The sequence below is a fragment of the Rhodoplanes sp. SY1 genome (genome assembly GCF_046000175.1).
Classification (GTDB): domain Bacteria; phylum Pseudomonadota; class Alphaproteobacteria; order Rhizobiales; family Xanthobacteraceae; genus Rhodoplanes.
In genome coordinates this window covers 57,982-73,936 of sequence record NZ_JBEOMB010000053.1, presented here as the reverse complement: position 1 = coordinate 73,936, position 15,955 = coordinate 57,982, and the positions used below count along the sequence as shown (strand labels likewise).

The 15,955-nt window shown below is 72.1% G+C and carries 14 protein-coding genes and 1 tRNA gene; 7 read left to right on the top strand and 8 right to left on the bottom strand.

Features of this window, described 5'->3' with window-relative positions; all coding sequences use genetic code 11:
• Nucleotides 1-11: 11 nt before the first annotated feature.
• A complete protein-coding gene (locus ABTU92_RS15205; protein WP_408092039.1) occupies nucleotides 12-1,175 on the bottom strand; it encodes an efflux RND transporter periplasmic adaptor subunit in 1,164 nt (387 codons plus the stop codon).
• A 272-nt stretch (nucleotides 1,176-1,447) separates the two neighbouring features.
• On the opposite strand from ABTU92_RS15205, the gene ABTU92_RS15200 reads away from it, so the two are divergent.
• Nucleotides 1,448-2,167 (top strand): glutathione S-transferase, encoded by a 720-nt coding sequence (locus ABTU92_RS15200; RefSeq protein ID WP_408092037.1) that lies wholly within the window; start codon nucleotides 1,448-1,450, stop codon nucleotides 2,165-2,167.
• Here ABTU92_RS15200 and ABTU92_RS15195 read toward each other — a convergent pair.
• Nucleotides 2,164-2,928, bottom strand: a complete 765-nt coding sequence (locus ABTU92_RS15195; RefSeq protein WP_408092035.1) for a class I SAM-dependent methyltransferase — start codon at nucleotides 2,926-2,928, stop codon at nucleotides 2,164-2,166. The two genes, ABTU92_RS15200 and ABTU92_RS15195, sit on opposite strands and share 4 nt — an antisense overlap.
• 233 nt (nucleotides 2,929-3,161) lie before the next feature.
• Nucleotides 3,162-4,337 (bottom strand): acetyl-CoA C-acetyltransferase, encoded by a 1,176-nt coding sequence (locus ABTU92_RS15190; RefSeq protein WP_408092033.1) that lies wholly within the window; start codon nucleotides 4,335-4,337, stop codon nucleotides 3,162-3,164.
• Nucleotides 4,338-4,818: 481 nt separating this feature from the next.
• Here ABTU92_RS15190 and phaR point away from each other — a divergent pair, with 481 nt between their 5' ends.
• Complete coding sequence (gene phaR, locus ABTU92_RS15185) at nucleotides 4,819-5,430, top strand: polyhydroxyalkanoate synthesis repressor PhaR (RefSeq protein ID WP_408092031.1); 612 nt, start codon at nucleotides 4,819-4,821, stop codon at nucleotides 5,428-5,430.
• Between the two features lie 246 nt (nucleotides 5,431-5,676).
• On the opposite strand, the gene ABTU92_RS15180 is transcribed toward phaR, so the two are convergent.
• The gene (locus ABTU92_RS15180; RefSeq protein ID WP_408092029.1) at nucleotides 5,677-7,401 is read right to left on the bottom strand and encodes an EAL domain-containing protein; all 1,725 of its coding nucleotides are present in this window, start codon (nucleotides 7,399-7,401) and stop codon (nucleotides 5,677-5,679) included.
• Between the two features lie 315 nt (nucleotides 7,402-7,716).
• On the opposite strand from ABTU92_RS15180, the gene ABTU92_RS15175 reads away from it, so the two are divergent.
• Entirely contained in the window at nucleotides 7,717-8,028 is a 312-nt protein-coding gene (locus ABTU92_RS15175) for a hypothetical protein (RefSeq protein WP_408092027.1), read from the top strand.
• Nucleotides 8,029-8,242: 214 nt separating this feature from the next.
• Here ABTU92_RS15175 and ABTU92_RS15170 read toward each other — a convergent pair whose 3' ends face one another.
• Complete coding sequence (locus ABTU92_RS15170; RefSeq protein WP_408092025.1) at nucleotides 8,243-8,521, bottom strand: hypothetical protein; 279 nt, start codon at nucleotides 8,519-8,521, stop codon at nucleotides 8,243-8,245.
• Nucleotides 8,522-8,772: 251 nt separating this feature from the next.
• Between ABTU92_RS15170 and ABTU92_RS15165 the strand changes: the two genes are divergently transcribed.
• From ABTU92_RS15165 to ABTU92_RS15155, 3 genes are all read left to right on the top strand, one after another.
• Nucleotides 8,773-9,753 carry a 3-keto-5-aminohexanoate cleavage protein gene (locus tag ABTU92_RS15165; RefSeq protein ID WP_408092023.1) on the top strand — a complete coding sequence of 327 codons (981 nt, stop codon included), beginning with the start codon at nucleotides 8,773-8,775 and terminating at the stop codon, nucleotides 9,751-9,753.
• A 239-nt stretch (nucleotides 9,754-9,992) separates the two neighbouring features.
• Complete coding sequence (locus tag ABTU92_RS15160; protein ID WP_408092021.1) at nucleotides 9,993-11,789, top strand: potassium/proton antiporter; 1,797 nt, start codon at nucleotides 9,993-9,995, stop codon at nucleotides 11,787-11,789.
• Nucleotides 11,790-11,949: 160 nt separating this feature from the next.
• Nucleotides 11,950-12,360: a GlsB/YeaQ/YmgE family stress response membrane protein gene (locus ABTU92_RS15155; RefSeq protein WP_408092019.1), complete on the top strand. Its 411-nt coding sequence runs from the start codon at nucleotides 11,950-11,952 to the stop codon at nucleotides 12,358-12,360.
• Nucleotides 12,361-12,396: 36 nt separating this feature from the next.
• Here the strand turns inward: ABTU92_RS15155 and ABTU92_RS15150 are convergent, their stop codons facing one another.
• The 3 genes from ABTU92_RS15150 to ABTU92_RS15140 all read right to left on the bottom strand — a co-directional run bounded on the left by ABTU92_RS15150 (nucleotide 12,397) and on the right by ABTU92_RS15140 (nucleotide 15,749).
• Nucleotides 12,397-14,016, bottom strand: a complete 1,620-nt coding sequence (locus ABTU92_RS15150) for a C1 family peptidase (protein WP_408092017.1) — start codon at nucleotides 14,014-14,016, stop codon at nucleotides 12,397-12,399.
• Nucleotides 14,017-14,172: 156 nt separating this feature from the next.
• Nucleotides 14,173-14,619, bottom strand: coding sequence for an MgtC/SapB family protein (locus ABTU92_RS15145; protein ID WP_408092016.1), 447 nt, complete (start codon nucleotides 14,617-14,619; stop codon nucleotides 14,173-14,175).
• A gap of 203 nt (nucleotides 14,620-14,822) precedes the next feature.
• Nucleotides 14,823-15,749 (bottom strand): CHAD domain-containing protein, encoded by a 927-nt coding sequence (locus ABTU92_RS15140; RefSeq protein ID WP_408092014.1) that lies wholly within the window; start codon nucleotides 15,747-15,749, stop codon nucleotides 14,823-14,825.
• A gap of 107 nt (nucleotides 15,750-15,856) precedes the next feature.
• Between ABTU92_RS15140 and ABTU92_RS15135 the strand changes: the two genes are divergently transcribed.
• A tRNA-Met gene (locus tag ABTU92_RS15135) sits at nucleotides 15,857-15,933 on the top strand.
• The last annotated feature ends 22 nt before the right edge of the window (nucleotides 15,934-15,955 follow it).

The window sequence follows — 15,955 nt, the reverse complement described above, 5'->3', positions numbered from 1 at the left end:
TGGATGAGGGGTCACCGCGCCGCCGCGGCACGCTCCGGGGCGGCCGCGCCGCCGGTGGCGCCGCTCGCCGCCGTGTCGTCGAGGAACGTCACCTTGACGGCCATGTCGGGCAGGATCCGCGGATCCTTCTCGCGGAAGCCGACCCGCACCTTGACGGTCGCCTTCTCGCGGTTGGCGGTCGGCACGATGGCGATCACATAGGCCGGGATCATCCAGTCCGGATAGGCATCGAGCACGGCCTGCACCGGGCCGCCCTTGTGGACGCGGCCGATGAAGGCCTCGTTGACGTCGACCTCGACCTCGAGCGAGTCCATGTCGACGATGGTGCAGATGCCCGTGCGCGTGAAGCTGCCGCCGGCCGACATCGGCGAGATCATCTCGCCCGGCTGGGCGCTGCGATCGACGACGACGCCGCCGAACGGCGCCTTGATGGTGTGCTTGTCGAGCACCTCGCCGTAGCGCCGCGCCTCCAGCCGGGCGGCGTCGAGCTGGGCCTTCGACTGGGTGAGCTGGGCGCGCAGCACGTTGACGCGCGCCTCGGTGCGGGTGAGGTCGGCCTCGGTGGCGAAGTCGCGCTTCGACAGGCTCTGGACGCGGCCGAAGATGCGCTCGGCGTCGCGCAGGTCGGCCGTGATGGCGCCGACCGCCGCCTCGGCCGCCTCGACCTTGGAGCGGGCGAGCGCCAGGTCGGTCTCGGCCAGCGTCGAGTCGATGCGAGCGACCGGCTGGCCGGCCTCCACCACCATGCCCTCCTCGACCAGCGTCTCGGTCACCTTGCCGGTGATCTCGGCCGCCACGGTCGCCTTGCGGCGCGCCACCACGTAGCCGGAGGCGGCGAGGCCGCCGGCCCGCGGCCGCGCGGCGGGAGCCGTTGACGGCGCCTGGCCGACGGTCGCCGGAGCGCCCGGCGCGGGCGTGCCGGAGGCGGGCGAGGCGGTCGTGGACGGCGCGGCCGGAGGCGCCGCACCCGTGGCGGCGGGTGTGGCCGCGGTCGACATGGCGGGCGGGCGCGCCGGCGAAGCGTCGTGCCCGAGATAGGCCACGACGCCGGCCGCCGCCGCGAGGCCGACCACGACGCCGCCAACCAGCACGGGCCACAGCCGGCGCCGCGGCGCCTCGGCCGCCGGGCTGCGGTCGATCGACAGCGACTTCAGGAGCTTCGTGCGGTCGTCCATCACCCGCTCCGAGAACCGCGCGACGCGGTCCGGCAACATCGATTTGTCAGCGAATACGTCCGGCCGGCGGCGCCGGACCTCCGATCTTAACAGTGGCCCTGAGATACGGCCGCAACCGCCCTAGCGCAACATCGTGACCCGCGGATGGTCGACTTTCGCGCGACATCCTGAATGTCGCGGGCCAAGTTGGCGGACGCAACGCCGCCGCCTCGAACGAGGCCGGCGCGAACCCGTTGTCGGAGGCACGGCGCAACCATCGTCTGGAGACCGGAATGGCTTACGAGCTCTACTACTGGCCGACCATCCAGGGGCGCGGCGAGTTCGTCCGCCTCGCCCTGGAGGAGGCCGACGCCCCCTACGACGACGTCGCTCGCGCGCCCGAGCCCGACGGCGGCGTGCCGGCCATGCTGGCCCTCATCGACGGCGACAGCGTGCCGCATCCGCCCTTCGCCCCGCCGGTCCTGCGCGCCGGGCGGCTGCTGATCGGCCAGACCGCCGCCATTCTCCTGTTCCTCGGCGACCGTCACGGACTCGCCCCGAAGACCGAGTCCGGCCGGCTGTGGGTCCACCAGATCCAGCTCACGCTGGCCGATCTCGTCGTGGAGGCGCACGACAGCCACCATCCGATCGCCTCCAGCCTCTACTACGAGGACCAGAAGAAAGAGGCGGCGCGCCGCGCCGAGAGCTTTCGAACAGAACGGATCCCGAAGTTTCTGGGCTGGTGCGAGACCGTGCTGGAGCGCAGCGGCGGCCCGTGGCTGACGGGCCGCCGGCTCACCTATGCGGACCTGTCGCTGTTCCAGGTGGTCGAAGGCCTGCGTTTCGCCTTCCCGAGAACGATGAAGCGCCAGGAGCGCAAGGCTCCACACGTCGTCGCGCTGCGCGCCGCGGTCGCGGCGCGGCCCCGCATCGCCGCCTACCTCGCCTCCGAGCGCCGCATCCCGTTCAACCAGATGGGCATCTTCCGGCGCTACCCGGAGCTCGATCCTTAGCGGGCGTCCGACGCCCACGGCACCCGCGCCACGGCGCCGGGCATCGGCTCCAGCGCCGGCTCCAGGCTCGGCACCAGGCGGCGCTTCTCGCGGCGGACCGCGGCCGCGCGGTAGACCTGCTTGGTCGCCTCGACGATGTGGACGCCGGCGAACGGCAGCGCCAGCGTCGCGCCGGTGCGCTCCCAGGCGAGGGCCGAGCGCAGGAACCAGCGCTTGCCGATCGGCGGCATGTAGAGGGCCTCGCCCCACGAGGTCGGCGTGAACGAGGATTCACGCAGCAGATGGACAATCTGGGTGCGCGAATAAGGGCGGCCGTAGCCGAACGGCGTCGTGTCCATGCGGGCCCACAGGCCGCGCCGGTTGGGGATCACCACCAGGATGCGCCCGCTCGGCGCCAGCACGCGCCACACCTCGCGCAGGAGCGACAGGCCGTCCTCGGCCATCTCCAGCGCGTGGACGAGCAGCACCCGGTCGACCGCCGCGTCGGTCAGCGGCAGGTCGTACTCCTCGACCAGGGCCGCGAGCGTCGGCCGCGCCGACGGCCAGCGCACCACGCCCTGCTGGGCCGGCATGAAGGCGAGGCAGCGCTCGGCGTGCTCGCGGAACAGGCCGAGATAGGGGGTCGGATAGCCGATCCCCAGCACCCGCTGGCCGCGGGTGTCGGCCCAGCGCGACCGGATGCCCCGGCCGACGAACCGGCGCGCCACCGTCCCGAGATGCTGGGCGTAGAAGTTTCGCAGGTCGACGACGTCGAGCGACATGGGACGGGTGACTGACTCTCGGATGACCGACTCTCGGATGACCGACTCTCGGCGGCGGACGACCGGCTTTCGCCGCGGTCCGGCGATACCGGGCCGCAGCGGGGGCGATCAAAACGCGGCGCGGGCCCGAACGCAAATCGAGATCGCCGAAACGGTGACCGATTTGCGCCGGGCCCGCCCGGAGAAGACGGGAGCGGCGCGCCGCCCCCGAGGGGTCGTCAGGTGTCGCGCCTTTAGCGCTCGATGCACATGGCGATGCCCATGCCGCCGCCGATGCACAGCGTGGCGAGGCCCTTCTTGGCGTCGCGCTTGGCCATCTCGTGCAGCAGCGTCACCAGCACGCGGGTGCCCGACGCGCCGATCGGATGGCCGAGCGCGATGGCGCCGCCGTTGACGTTGACCTTCGAGGTGTCCCAGCCGAGCTCCTTGTTGACGGCGAGCGCCTGCGCCGCGAAGGCCTCGTTGGCCTCGACCAGATCGAGGTCCTCGTGCTTCCAGCCGGCCTTCGCCAGGGCCGCGCGGGTGGCCGGGATCGGGCCCGTGCCCATGATGGCCGGGTCGACGCCGGCATGCGCCCAGGAGGCGATGCGGCCGAGGATCTTGTGGCCGCCCTTCTCGGCGTCGCTGCGGCGCATCAGCACCACCATGGCGGCGCCGTCGTTGATGCCGGACGCGTTGGCCGCCGTCACCGAGCCTTCCTTGTCGAAGGCGGGGCGCACCTTGGCCATCTGGTCGATGGTGGCGCCGTGGCGCGGGAACTCGTCGGTGTCGACGACCGTGTCACCCTTCTTGGACTTGATCGTCACCGGGACGATCTCGTCCTTGAACTTGCCGGCCTTCTGGGCCGCCTCGGCCTTGTTCTGCGAGCCGACCGCGAACTCGTCCTGCTCGGCCTTGGTGATCTGCCACTTCTTGGCGACGTTCTCGGCCGTGACGCCCATGTGGTAGCCGTGGAAGGCGTCGAACAGGCCGTCGCGCAGCATGGTGTCGACGAGCTCGAGGCCGCCCATCTTCACGCCGTTCCGCAGATAGGCGAAGTGCGGCGACAGGGTCATCGACTCCTGGCCGCCCGCCACCACGATGCCGGAGCTGCCGTCGAGGAGCTGCTGGGCGCCGAGCGCCACCGAGCGCAGGCCCGAGCCGCAGAGCTGGTTGATGCCCCAGGCCGGCGCCTCGACCGGGATGCCGGCGCCGATCGACGCTTGGCGGGCCGGGTTCTGGCCCTGACCGGCGACCAGGATCTGGCCGATGATCACCTCGGAGACGTCCTTCGCCTCGACCCCGGCGCGCTCCAGCGCGGCCTTGATGGCGATCTTGCCCAGCTCGTGGGCCGGGAGGGTGCTGAACGCACCGTTGAAGTTGCCGACCGCCGTGCGCGCCGCACCGACGATGACGATGTCGTCTGCCATGTTCGAAAGCTCCCTGGTTTCCAGAAGGACGGCCGCAGCGGCGACTCCCCGCCGTGCGCGCCGCGTGGTCTCGCGGGCCCCGTTCTCTCGCGACCTCGATTATCGGTTGTCTGCGACAGCCTCCGGACACCCCGGTACGGCCGGCGGAGAGCTTGGCACAGCGGCGCTCACCTCGACAATCGTTGATACCACCCGAACGGGTGACACCCGAACGCCGCGGCGTCGCGGCTGTCCGACCGCCCGTCGGCGGACCCTCCCCGCCGCCTGGGACGCGGGCGCACGGCGGTGCGGTGGGGCGGAGCCGGCCTCCGAGCTTTTTGCGGATGCTCACACAAAACGGTAGCCGACGCCGAAGATTTCGCCTATTTTTTGGACCCCGAGCTCAAATTGGAGCACGCGCAGAAGATCTTCCGCACCGAGATCTACAGGACGATCCTACAGGACGCGCCTACAGACATCCCAGTTGCAGAGCGACAGCGCCATGGCCAAGTCGGAAGCCCCGGTTATCATCAAGAAATACGCCAATCGGCGCCTCTACAACACCGGTACGAGCACGTACGTCACGCTCGAGGATCTCGCCGCGATGTTGAAGTCGGGCGAGGACTTCGTCGTCTACGACGCCAAGACGGGCGAGGACATCACGCGCTCCGTGCTCACCCAGATCATCTTTGAGCAGGAGGGCAAGCAGGGCCAGAACCTGCTGCCGATCGCGTTCCTGCGGCAGCTCATCCGCTTCTACGGCGACAGCATGCAGATGCTGGTGCCGCGCTATCTCGAGTCCTCGCTCGACATGTTCTCACGCGAGCAGTCGAAGTTCCGCGACCAGATGACACAGACCTGGGGCGTCGGCGGTTTCGGCACCGTGGAGGAGCAGGTGCGGCGGAACATGGAGATGTTCCAGCGCGCCTTCACGATGTTCACGCCCTTCGCGCGGCGCAGCGAGGGCGGCGAGGCGGAGCCGGCGACCGAGCGGAGCGACAAGGCCGAGGCGCAGCCCGGTGAGATCGAGGCACTGCGCCGTCAGCTCGAGGACATGCAGAAGCGGCTCGAGCGCCTCAGCGAGTCCGAGAAGGACAAGGGCGCGACGAGCTGACGCGGCCGGCGGGTCACCACTTCGCGGCCACTCTCGAACAGATCGTAGGATGGGCAAAGCTGCGCCGAAGGCGCGCCGTGCCCACGCGGTCGACTCCGGCGACAACGAGCGGAGTCCCGCGGCGTCGGTCGCATCGTCGAGCCGACACGGCGAACCGCGTGGGCACGGCGCGTTCCGCGCCTTTGCCCACCCTACTGTCCATTCTACTCGCCACTCGCTATTCGCCACTCGCTCGTCGCGACGTGATCAGCTCGCGGCGGCGCCGCAGTCCGTCACGCTCGGCCACGGCGGCTCGGCCGTGGCGAGTCCGGTCAGGCGGCCCTGCAGATACTCGCAGCCCCACGACGCGAGCAGCGCCGCCGACTCCTCGTCCTGCACCCATTCGGCGACCGTCTCCAGGCCGAGCCGGTGGGCCAGATCCAGGAACGTCTGCACGAAGGCGCGGTCGTCCTCCGAGCGCGTGATGTGCTGCACGAAGGCGCCGTCGATCTTGACGATGTCGACCCCGAGCTTGCGCAGGTTGCGGAACGACGTGTAGCCGGCGCCGAAGTCGTCGATCGCCACCCGGCAGCCGAGATCCTTCGCGCGCGCGACGAAGCCGCGGGTCTCGTCGAGATCGTGGATCGCCGCCGTCTCGGTGATCTCGATGATCAGCCGCCGCGCGAGGGCGGGCCGGCCGCGCAGGCCGGCGGCGAGCGCCTCCCACCAGTCGGGATCGCTGGTCGAGGCCGGCGACACGTTGACGCTGGCGACGAGCTGCGGCATCCGGCGCAGCGCATCGAGCACCAGCTCGAGCACGCGATGGTCGAGCAGCCGCATCAGGCCGAGCCGCTCGGCGATCGGCACGATCTCGCCGGCCGGGATCAGCGCGCCGTCGGAGCGGCGGATGCGCATCAGGCACTCGTGGAAGGCCGGCACCCGCGCCCCGGTGTGCACCACCGGCTCGAAGGCGATGTCGATGCGGCGGTCGTTGAGCGCCGTGATGATCTCGTCGGAGGTGCGCACGCTGGCGCGGCGCAGCGCGTCGCGCTCGACGTTCGGCTGGTAGCCGTGGAACGAGCCGCTGCGCTTCGCCTGGGCGGCCTCCAGCGCCTCCTTGGCGCGGGCCAGCACGTCGCGCACCGAGCGGGCGTGGCGCGGCACCGTGACGCCGCCCACCGAGGCCGTGACGGCGACCGGCCCGGCCTTGGTCTGGACGACGCCGTCGCGCACCCCGGCGAGCAGGCGCTCGGCCGCGACCTTGATGTCGTCGGGCGTGCATTGCTTGAGGATGATGCCGAACTTGTTGCCGGAGAAGCGGCCGAGATGGTCGCCGCCCCGCATGCGGGCGCGAAGCCGCTTGGCGACGGCGGCGACCACCTCGTCGGCGACCTCGTAGCCATAGGCCTCGTTGATGCGGCCGACATTGTCGATGGCGAGCAGCAGGAAGCCGCAGGAGGCGCGATACCGCACCGTCTCCTCGACGGTCGCGGCCAGCACCTCGGTCATGTGCCAACGGTTCATCTCGCCGGTGAGGTCGTCGAAGCGCGACAGATAGGCGAGCCGCTCCTCGCGGGCGCGCCGCTCGGTGATCACCCGGACGATGCCGTGGACGCGCGCCGGCTCGCCGCGCGAGCCGGCGAACCAGCGGCCGACATCCTCGACCCACAGGGGCTCGTCCGGCCGGCCGGGCAGCACCAGCGCGTACTGCACCGAGAACGGGACGCCGGGGCCGCCGTCGGCCGCGCCGGAGCGCATCACCGCGTCGAACCGGGTCTCGGCGTTGTCGGGCGCCAGCAGCCGCGCGAAGTCGCGGCCGGTCGCGATCGTGGCCGCATCGGTGAGGCCGAGCACGTCGGCGGCGTTGCCGCCCCAGCGCAGCCGGTCGGTAGCGAGGTCCCACACATATGGCACGTCGCCGATCGACATCAGGATACCGCAGGCGTCGAGGGCGCGCGGACAGTCCATCGGCGCGGTGGCGGGCAGCGACACCGGTTCGTCCGCAGTCGGATGTCCCGGTTGCGGGCAGGCGAGCGTCTCGTTTCGGGTCACGTCGGAATCGCTTCTCGGAGTGTCACTGGCCAAAAGACGGACGAGCGGCGTGGGCGTCAGCCTATCGGGAAATGGTTAAGCAAGTGCTAACATGAGCTCCGGCCGGTGAACGGGGGCGGAGGCCGTCACCGCGGTCGCGGCGCCGAACCCGCCGCCGGCACGGGCGTTGCGCTGTCGAAGGGAGCGACAGTCCCCTGTCCCGTTTCGCGACAGGACCGTTTCGCGGCAGGACCGTTTCGCAACAGGACCATGACGATGCGGCCGATCGAGAGCGTCTCGCATTTCTCCGCCGTGCTGCGCGACAACCGCCGGCGCGACGGCGACGCGCCGGCCGCGACGCCGGAGCTGCCGAGCCGCGCCCTCGTCCCGGTGACGCGCGATCCGCCGCCCCGGCCGGCCGGCCGCAGCCTCGCCGGCTTCGTCGCCCAGCTCATCGCCACCAATCGCGGCCTGCCGCAGACCCGCGAGCTGCGCCGTGCCGCCCCCGACGAGGCGCAGGCCGCCTACGGGGCGACCGGCCGCGCCGCCGTGCCCGCGTCGCCGCGCCGCCTCGCCGTCACGGCCTGACCACGGGCGCCCCCGGCCCGTCTGCCGGCGGCCTGCTTCGACCGAGTCGGAAACGGAAAAGGCCCGCCGGCGGGGGCACCGGGCGGGCCTTCGAGATCGGCCGGACACGCGGGGGCGTGGGCGGCACGCGCAAATCCCTGGCCGATCCCACCAGTCTGTCGCGGGCCGCCACCGGTCCCGGTGCGGTCCCGGGGGCGGCCGACGACGTATCTGATCACCAGCAGACCCGCTTCGAGCCGACGAACTGGCCGTAGTAGTTGTGCACCGGCACCCAGCGGCAGCCGCCCGGGCCGTAATAGCCGTAGGCGCCGTAGGGGCGGGCATAGGCCGACGAGGCGGCGGCGAGGCCGATCGCCGTGCCGGCGACGAGGCCGAGCCCGATCGCCGGGCCGAGCTTCGGCTTGGCGGCGGCTTCGCCGGTCGAGGCGGCGACGGCGCCGGCGAGCGTGACGGCGGCGAGGGCGACGGCGGCGAGCTTGGTCTTGAACGACATCGTGGTCTCTCCTTCGGCTGGGACGCGGCGGCCGCCGCGATTGTCCATGTGTCGTCGCCCCGAATTGCCGCGTTCAGGTCGACCCGGAGGCTGTGTGAGGGACCTCACACCGGCTCTGGTCAGGCCGGCCGAACCATGTAAGCTCGCCCTCGGGGGACGCGGCCCGCGAGACAAGACGACCAACACGCCGCGTGCGCCGGGGAGTCCGGGACGTCGCCGTCCCAGAACGCATCAACCGAGGAAGACACAGAATGTCGGCGAGCAGCGCGGCCAGTGGCGCGACCACTCCGAAGAGCACCGCACCGAAGAACAAGGTGATCATCTCCTGCGCCATCACGGGCGCCATCCACACGCCGTCGATGTCGCCCCACCTGCCGGTGACGCCGGACGAGATCGCGCAATCGGCGATCGGCGCCGCCAAGGCCGGCGCCGCCATCGTCCACCTGCACGCCCGCAATCCGGAGACCGGCCGGCCCGACCAGTCGCCCGAGGCCTTCGCCAAGTTCCTGCCGACCATCAAGGCGGGCTGCGACGCGATCGTGAACATCACGACGGGCGGCGCGCCGACCATGCTGGTGTCGGAGCGGGTGCGGCCGGCGGCGGTCCACAGCCCCGAGCTCGCCAGCCTCAACATGGGATCGTTCAACTTCGCCCTCTATCCCATGCTGAACCGCTTCAAGACGTTCAAGCACGACTGGGAGGCGGCCTATCTCGAGGGCACGCGGGATCTGATCTTCCGCAACACCTTCAAGGATATCGAGTTCGTGCTGGCGACCTGCCGCGACAACGGCACCCGCTTCGAGTTCGAGTGCTACGACATCGGCCACCTCTACAATCTCGCCCACTTCCTGGAGCGCGGCCTGGTTCAGCCGCCGCTGTTCGTGCAGTCGGTGTTCGGCATTCTCGGCGGCATGGGCACGCATCCGGAGGACATCGCCATGATGCGGCGGACCGCCGACCGGCTGCTCGGCCGCGACACCTATCGCTGGTCGGTGCTCGGCGCCGGCCGGGCCCAGATGCCGACCGCCGCGATTGCCGCGGCGCAGGGCGGCAACGTCCGGGTCGGCCTCGAGGACTCGCTGTGGATCGGCCCCGGCCAGCTGGCCGAGAGCAACGCCCAGCAGGTGACCAAGGTGCGCCAGATCGTCGAGGGCCTCGGCCTCGAGATCGCGACGCCCGACGAGGCCCGGCAGATCCTCGCGCTGAAAGGCGGCGACAAGGTCGGGTTCTGAGGATTCGTCCACCCACGGCCGTCATTCCGGGGCGTGCGCCGCGAGACGCACGAACCCGAAATCCAGCGACGGGCTCGGAGGTCGTGGGTGGATTCCGGGTTCGCGGCTTCGCCGCGCCCCGGAATGACCGCGCGGCACGGCAGCGGCCGTGCCGGCCATCTCGCGCTGGCCCCGCGGCGCGAACGCCCGTATCGTGACGCCTCGCCCTTTCCGACCGCAGGACGTGCGCGCGCGCAAGAATGGATTCACTCGACACCGTCAGTCTCTCCATCCTGCTCGGCGCTGTTCTGGTCCTGGCCGGCATCCTGTCGAGCCTCGTGGCGCTGCGCTTCGGCGCGCCGCTGCTGCTCGTCTTCCTCCTGGTCGGCATGGCGGCGGGCGAATCCGGCCCCGGCGGCCTGCGCTTCGACGACGTCCACCTCGCCTACACGGTCGGCTCGGTGGCGCTCGCCTTGATCCTGTTCGACGGCGGCCTGCGCACCCGCTTCGCGACCTTCCGCAGCGTGCTGGCGCCGTCCCTCACGCTCGCCTCGATCGGCGTGTTCCTGACCGCCGCCCTGACGGCGCCGGTCGTCGTCTGGGTGCTCGGGCTCAACTGGCTGGAGGCACTGCTGGTCGGCGCCGTGGTCGCCTCGACCGACGCGGCCGCCGTGTTCTTCCTGCTGCACGGGCGGGGCCTGCGGTTGCGGCCGCGCGTCGCCGCGACCATCGAGATCGAGTCCGGCACCAACGACCCGCTGGCGATCTTCCTCACCGTGCTGCTGGTCGAGCTCCTGGTGATGGGCGACCGGCCGTGGCCGGCCGTGCTCGCGAGCCTGCTCGGCCAGGGCCTCGGCGGCACCCTGTTCGGCCTCGTCGGCGGCCGCGCCACCGTGCTGGCGCTGAACCGGCTGGCGCTGCCGCAGGGCCTGCACGCCCCGTTCGTCACCACGGCGGCCCTCACGGTGTTCGGACTCGCCCAGTCCGCCCACGCCTCCGGCTTCCTCGCCGTCTACCTGGCCGGCCTGATCATCGGCAACCGGCCGACCCGTGCCCACAACACCATCATCGCCTTCCTGGACGCCGCGACCTGGCTCGCCCAGATCGCCATGTTCGTGCTGCTCGGCCTGCTCGCCTGGCCCGAACGGCTGATGTCGCACGGCCTGCAGGCGCTCGCCATCGCGGCCACGCTGATGTTCGTCGCGAGGCCCGTCGCCGTGTTCCTGTGCCTGACGCCGTTCCGCTTCTCGTGGCGCGAGCGCGCCTTCATCTCGTGGGTGGGCCTGCGCGGCGCGGTCGGCATCTTCCTCGCCTCGATCCCGCTCCTGGTGGGGCTCCCGCGCGCCGAGCTCTACTTCAACATCGGCTTCGTCGTCGTGCTGGTGTCGCTGCTGGTGCAGGGCTGGACGCTGGCGCCGGCCGCGAAGCTCCTGCGCATCGCGTTGCCGCGCGCCGAGCCGGCGCCGCGCCGGGTCGAGCTCGACCTGCCGGGCCAGCTGGAGCAGGAGCTGGTCGGCTATCACGTCGGCGCCAGCAATCCCTATCTGCGCCGCAAGATCGTGCCGTCCTGGGCGAAGCCCGTGCTGGTGGTGCGCGAGCAGCGCGTTCTGTCGGCTGTCGAGGCCGGCGCCATCAAGCCCGGCGACCACATCTACCTGCTCGCCCCGCCCGAGAAGGCGCAGGCGCTCGACCGCTTCTTCGTCGACATGCCGCCGCCGCCGGCGCCCGATCCGCGCCTGCTCGGCGACTTCTTCGTCGCCGCCGACGTGCCGCTCGGGGCGCTCGCCGAGATCTACGGGCTGGAGATCGCGGTCGCCGATCGCGACATCACGCTCGCCGACCACATCGCCGAGGCGCTCGGCCATCCGCCGCATCCGGGCGACGTGGTGCCGCTCGGCGCCATCGCCCTGGTGGTCAGCGCCGAGGCGGGCGGGCGCGTCACCCGGGTCGGCCTGCGGCTCGCCGAGCCCGACCCGGAGCCGCGCGGCCGGCGGCCGCGACTCGCCCGCTGGGTCGCCCGAGCCCGCGCGCTCGCGCGCAGCGTGCTGGAGCCGTGACGCGCGGCATCGCATCGTTCGACGCGGCGCCGCGGCATGCCGTCGCGTCGCCACGGCCGGCGTTGCGGAACGTCGCGGAGACGGCGACGTTGGCGTCTTCGTAACTCCGGGTGCTCATAACAACCCTTCGGTCGTCGCGTTCAGTCACGGAGAACCCCCGATGAACCTTCCTTTCGAGACCCTCGTGATGGTCGCCCTGATCGGCGCCGCCGTGGGATGGCTCGCCAGCCAGGTCGCCTCCTCCGAAACCGGCTTCGGCCTTCCGGCCGACGTCGTCGCCGGCCTGGTCGGCGCCTTCGCGGGCGCCTTCGCGGCGCCGCGTCTCGGCCTCGGGCCGGACGGCTCCGAGCTCGCCCTGCTCGCCGTGGCCCTGGTCGGTGCGGCGATCGTGGTCGCCGGCGCCCGTTATCTGGCCGACGTGTGGGCCTCGCAGGTGGAGCCGCGCGCCGACGCCGAAGGCCGCCCGCTGCCGCCCGGCGAGCGACCCGCGCGCCGCGCGTCGCTGCTGCCGGTCCGGGCGCCGCGGATCAGCGAGGAAGAGCGCTCGCGCCTGTGGATGCGCGACACCTGATCGTCATCCCGGCTCGCAAGACCGGCGGGCGGAACGTCAGCGGCCGCGCGTCTCCAGGCTGAGCACGGTCGCGGCGACGTCGCGGCCGGGCGTCGCGCCCGCCGCCGAGGCCGACGGCTGGGCGAGCAGCGCGCGCCGCAGCGCCGAGAGATACTCGCGCTCGGTCTGCCGCGTCGGCAGCGCGCGCGGGAACAGCGGCGTCGTCGAGGCGATGGCGATGATCATCTCGCGGCCGAACGGGGCGCTCACGGTCGCCCGCGCCCGCCCGTCTGAGCCGTCGCCGAACACCAGCGTGCGGCTCGCCTCGGCGGGCGCGGGATTGCCGTCGCGCGGCTGCACCAGATGGACGAGGGAGCCGTCGACCTGGACGTAGCTGACATAGAGATAGCGCGGCCGGCTCGGCGTGCGCACCGCGATGCGCAGCGGATCGCCGTCGCGCAGCACGGCGCGGCCGCCGATGTCGACGGTCGGACGGTCGGCGACGTCGAGCGCGTCGTCGAGCGTCTGCAGCGCCTCGCATTGCGGCCACGGCGCCACCATCACGTCGCCGACCGTCATGCCCGGACGTGACGCGGCGGCGCGCCGCACGACGGCGAGATCGTCGGCCGAGGCGACGAAGCCGGACAGCACGGTACGGCCGGCGTCGCGCCGTGCCGTCACCTTGGCGCAGGCGAGCCGCCGCAGCTCCGGCAGATCCGCCGAGACGACCTGCCCGGCGGGCGGCACCGGCGGCGGCAGCGGCTGGACCACCGGAGCGGGCGTCGGGACGGGCGTCACGGGCGGTGACGGCACGGGCGCGACCGGCGGCGGCGGGGGCGGGCGCACCGACCGCTCCACATCGAGGATGCCGGCCTCGCGGACCCTCTGGCGGAACGTGTCGTAGCCGATCCACGCATAACCGCGGTCGCCCCAGCCGGTCCCCCACGAGTTGATCAGCCGGAACGCCTGGCGGCGGTCGTCGTAGCCGGTCAGCGTCATGGCGTGCCAGCCGCGCGGGCCGGTGAAGTCGGGCTCGGCGAACACGCCGTCGCCGCGATGCCTCTGGAAGGCGACGCTGTCGGCGAACGAGATCAGCACCGGGTTGGACAGCGCGAGCTGGCCCTTCACGTCGTCGATGCGGGCGAGGTCGATGCGGCGATAGCCGCGCACCTGGAACTCGCCGGGGCGTCCGGTCACGCCCGGCCCGGGCGGGGCCGTGCACTGGTCGGCATAGGGATAGGACGCCAAGGACGGCGCGCCGCGGCGCAGGACGTCGATGTTGCGGACGAAGCTCGTGCCGGTGCAATCCGGCGTGGCGCGGGCGAGGTGATAGACATAGGCCGGGCTCGGCACGTTCGCGGCCTGGCGCACGTCGCGCCCCTCGGCGGTCGCGACGTAATAGCTGCGCGCCGCATAGGCGACCGCCCAGGCCGTGCAGGAGGGCAGCTTTCCCTGCCGCCCGGGCAGCGGCATGCTGCCGGAGAGATCGACCGACAGCGGCAGGAACGCCCGGAACATCTCGGTGGTGGCGAGGCTGCGCTTGGTCGCCTCGTCGATCGGGGCATCGCCGTTGGCGTAGACGGTGTCGAGCGGGTCCGGCGGCGGGACCGGCTGGGCGGCCGCCCCGCCGAGGCCGAGCACGACCGGCACGACCGCGGCGAGCAGGGCCGCGGTCACGGGCCACGGGCAAACAAGGGTCGGGATTCGGTGCGAGAGGCGAGGCATGCGGACCGCCGAGGTGGGACGCCGGACCGCGACCATCCGGCCCGTCACTCTATCCCGACGGTAAGGTGTGGCGGAAGCCGGCCCTGGTTCGGTCGGGCCGGCGTGGCCTCACGCCGCGTCCTCCTCGCCTTCGTCGCGCCCGGTCAGCCGCTCGATCCAGTGGATCACCACCAGGACGAACAGGGCGATCGCCAACGCGATCGCGGCCGTCCTCCAGCCGCCGAGCCCGCAGGCGATGCCGAGCGCGGCGCTCATCCACACGGTCGCCGCGGTGGTCAGCCCTTTGATCCGACCGGCCTCCGAATCGCGCAGGATGACGCCGGCGCCGACGAAGCTGATGCCGGTCATGATGCCCTGGACGACGCCCTGGACGACCCGGCTCGCCGCGTCCGGATGGCCGAGCATGCCCTCGACCTGCAGGGCGCCGACCGCAACGGTCGCGGCGCCGAGCGAGACCAGCGCGAGGGTGCGCATGCCGACCGGCTTGTTGCGGATGCCGCGATTGAAGCCGATGACCAGCCCGGCGAGCGTCGCGGCGCCGAGCCGCAGCACCACGTCGAGCGTGCCGAGCGGGTCGAACGTGAATCCGTAGGATGCGAGAGCGCCGTCCAGGTCAGAGCCTCCGGGCCGCGCGTGGGATCGCCGGCCTCCCGGGACGAAGGCCGGGCCGCAGGCCGCCGCGACCCTGCGGGCCGTGGAGGTAACGAGGCTCGGGACCGCCGCGTTCCCGACCCGCCGGCTCCGGCGGGCCGCACACCTCACTGCGGCACGCGGTGCTCCCACAAAGCGAGCAGGCGGCGACGGAAGCTCCGCGGCGAATCGGCGAACAGCCGGCCGGCGAGCCGCGCCGCCACGGCGACGTGCTCGGCCCGGCGCGCCGCGATCAGCGGCACGAGGCGCGAGCGCCACGGCGCCAGCGGGCCGTGCGGCTCGGTGAAGCCGGCCAGGATGATCAGGTCCTGGTGGTGGCCGAGCCGGTCGCGCAGGCGCTGCGATTCGCCGATCCAGAACTCGCCGAAGCGCGGCCACAGCGGCGCGACGATCTCCATCTGATAGCGGTGGATCACCACCTTCTGGCGCATCTCGTGCAGGGTCTCGGGATGGCTGGTCTGCCAGTCGACGGGAATCGCCTTGCGGGCGCGGGCGTAGTGGCCGGCGAGCTCGGTCGCCACGTCGCGGAACGTCAGATGGCCGATCGGCCAGTACTTCACCCCCTCGGTCGCGGCGAGCAGGATCTCGTCGATCTGCCGGCGGGTGTCGGGCGTGAGCGAGACCCCCTCGGCCTGCGTCCGCACCGCGTCGAGCCGCGCCGTGACGGTCGCGAGGCTGCGATCCGAGAGCAGCGGCGTCGTCTCGCGCGCCGAGTCGTCGAGCTTGCCGAGGTCCTCCAGCGCGTCGCGCGCCGTCTGGGCGTCGCGGGCGCCGGCGAGCAGCCGGGCGAGGTCGCGCGCCTCGGTGCGCAGCCGCTTGCCCTCGTCGCCGAGGAACGGCTCGACCAGGCGCAGATGCGCCCGCCAGCGCTTCATCCCTTTGCGGAAATCGTGGATCGCCTCGGCTTCCGGGAGGCTCGGATCGGTGATCGCCGTGCGCGCCTCGGTCAGCGCCCCGCGGGCGATTTCACGCAGAACATCCGGGACATGCAGCCCGCCGGACGACGGGTCCTTGTGGTCGGAGCCGGTCGGCATCCGAGCCATGCTCGAAAGTACCAAATTCTGTCCCACTTGGGCTTCCCATTCCCCGACGAGGTTGCTACATAAGCCCCGCGCCGGCGACGACGTCGTCCGGTCCTTGGCGCGGGGTGGAGCAGCCCGGTAGCTCGTCAGGCTCATAACCTGAAGGTCGCAGGTTCAAATCCTGCCCCCGCAACCAACCTTCCGACGCATCTTACAGC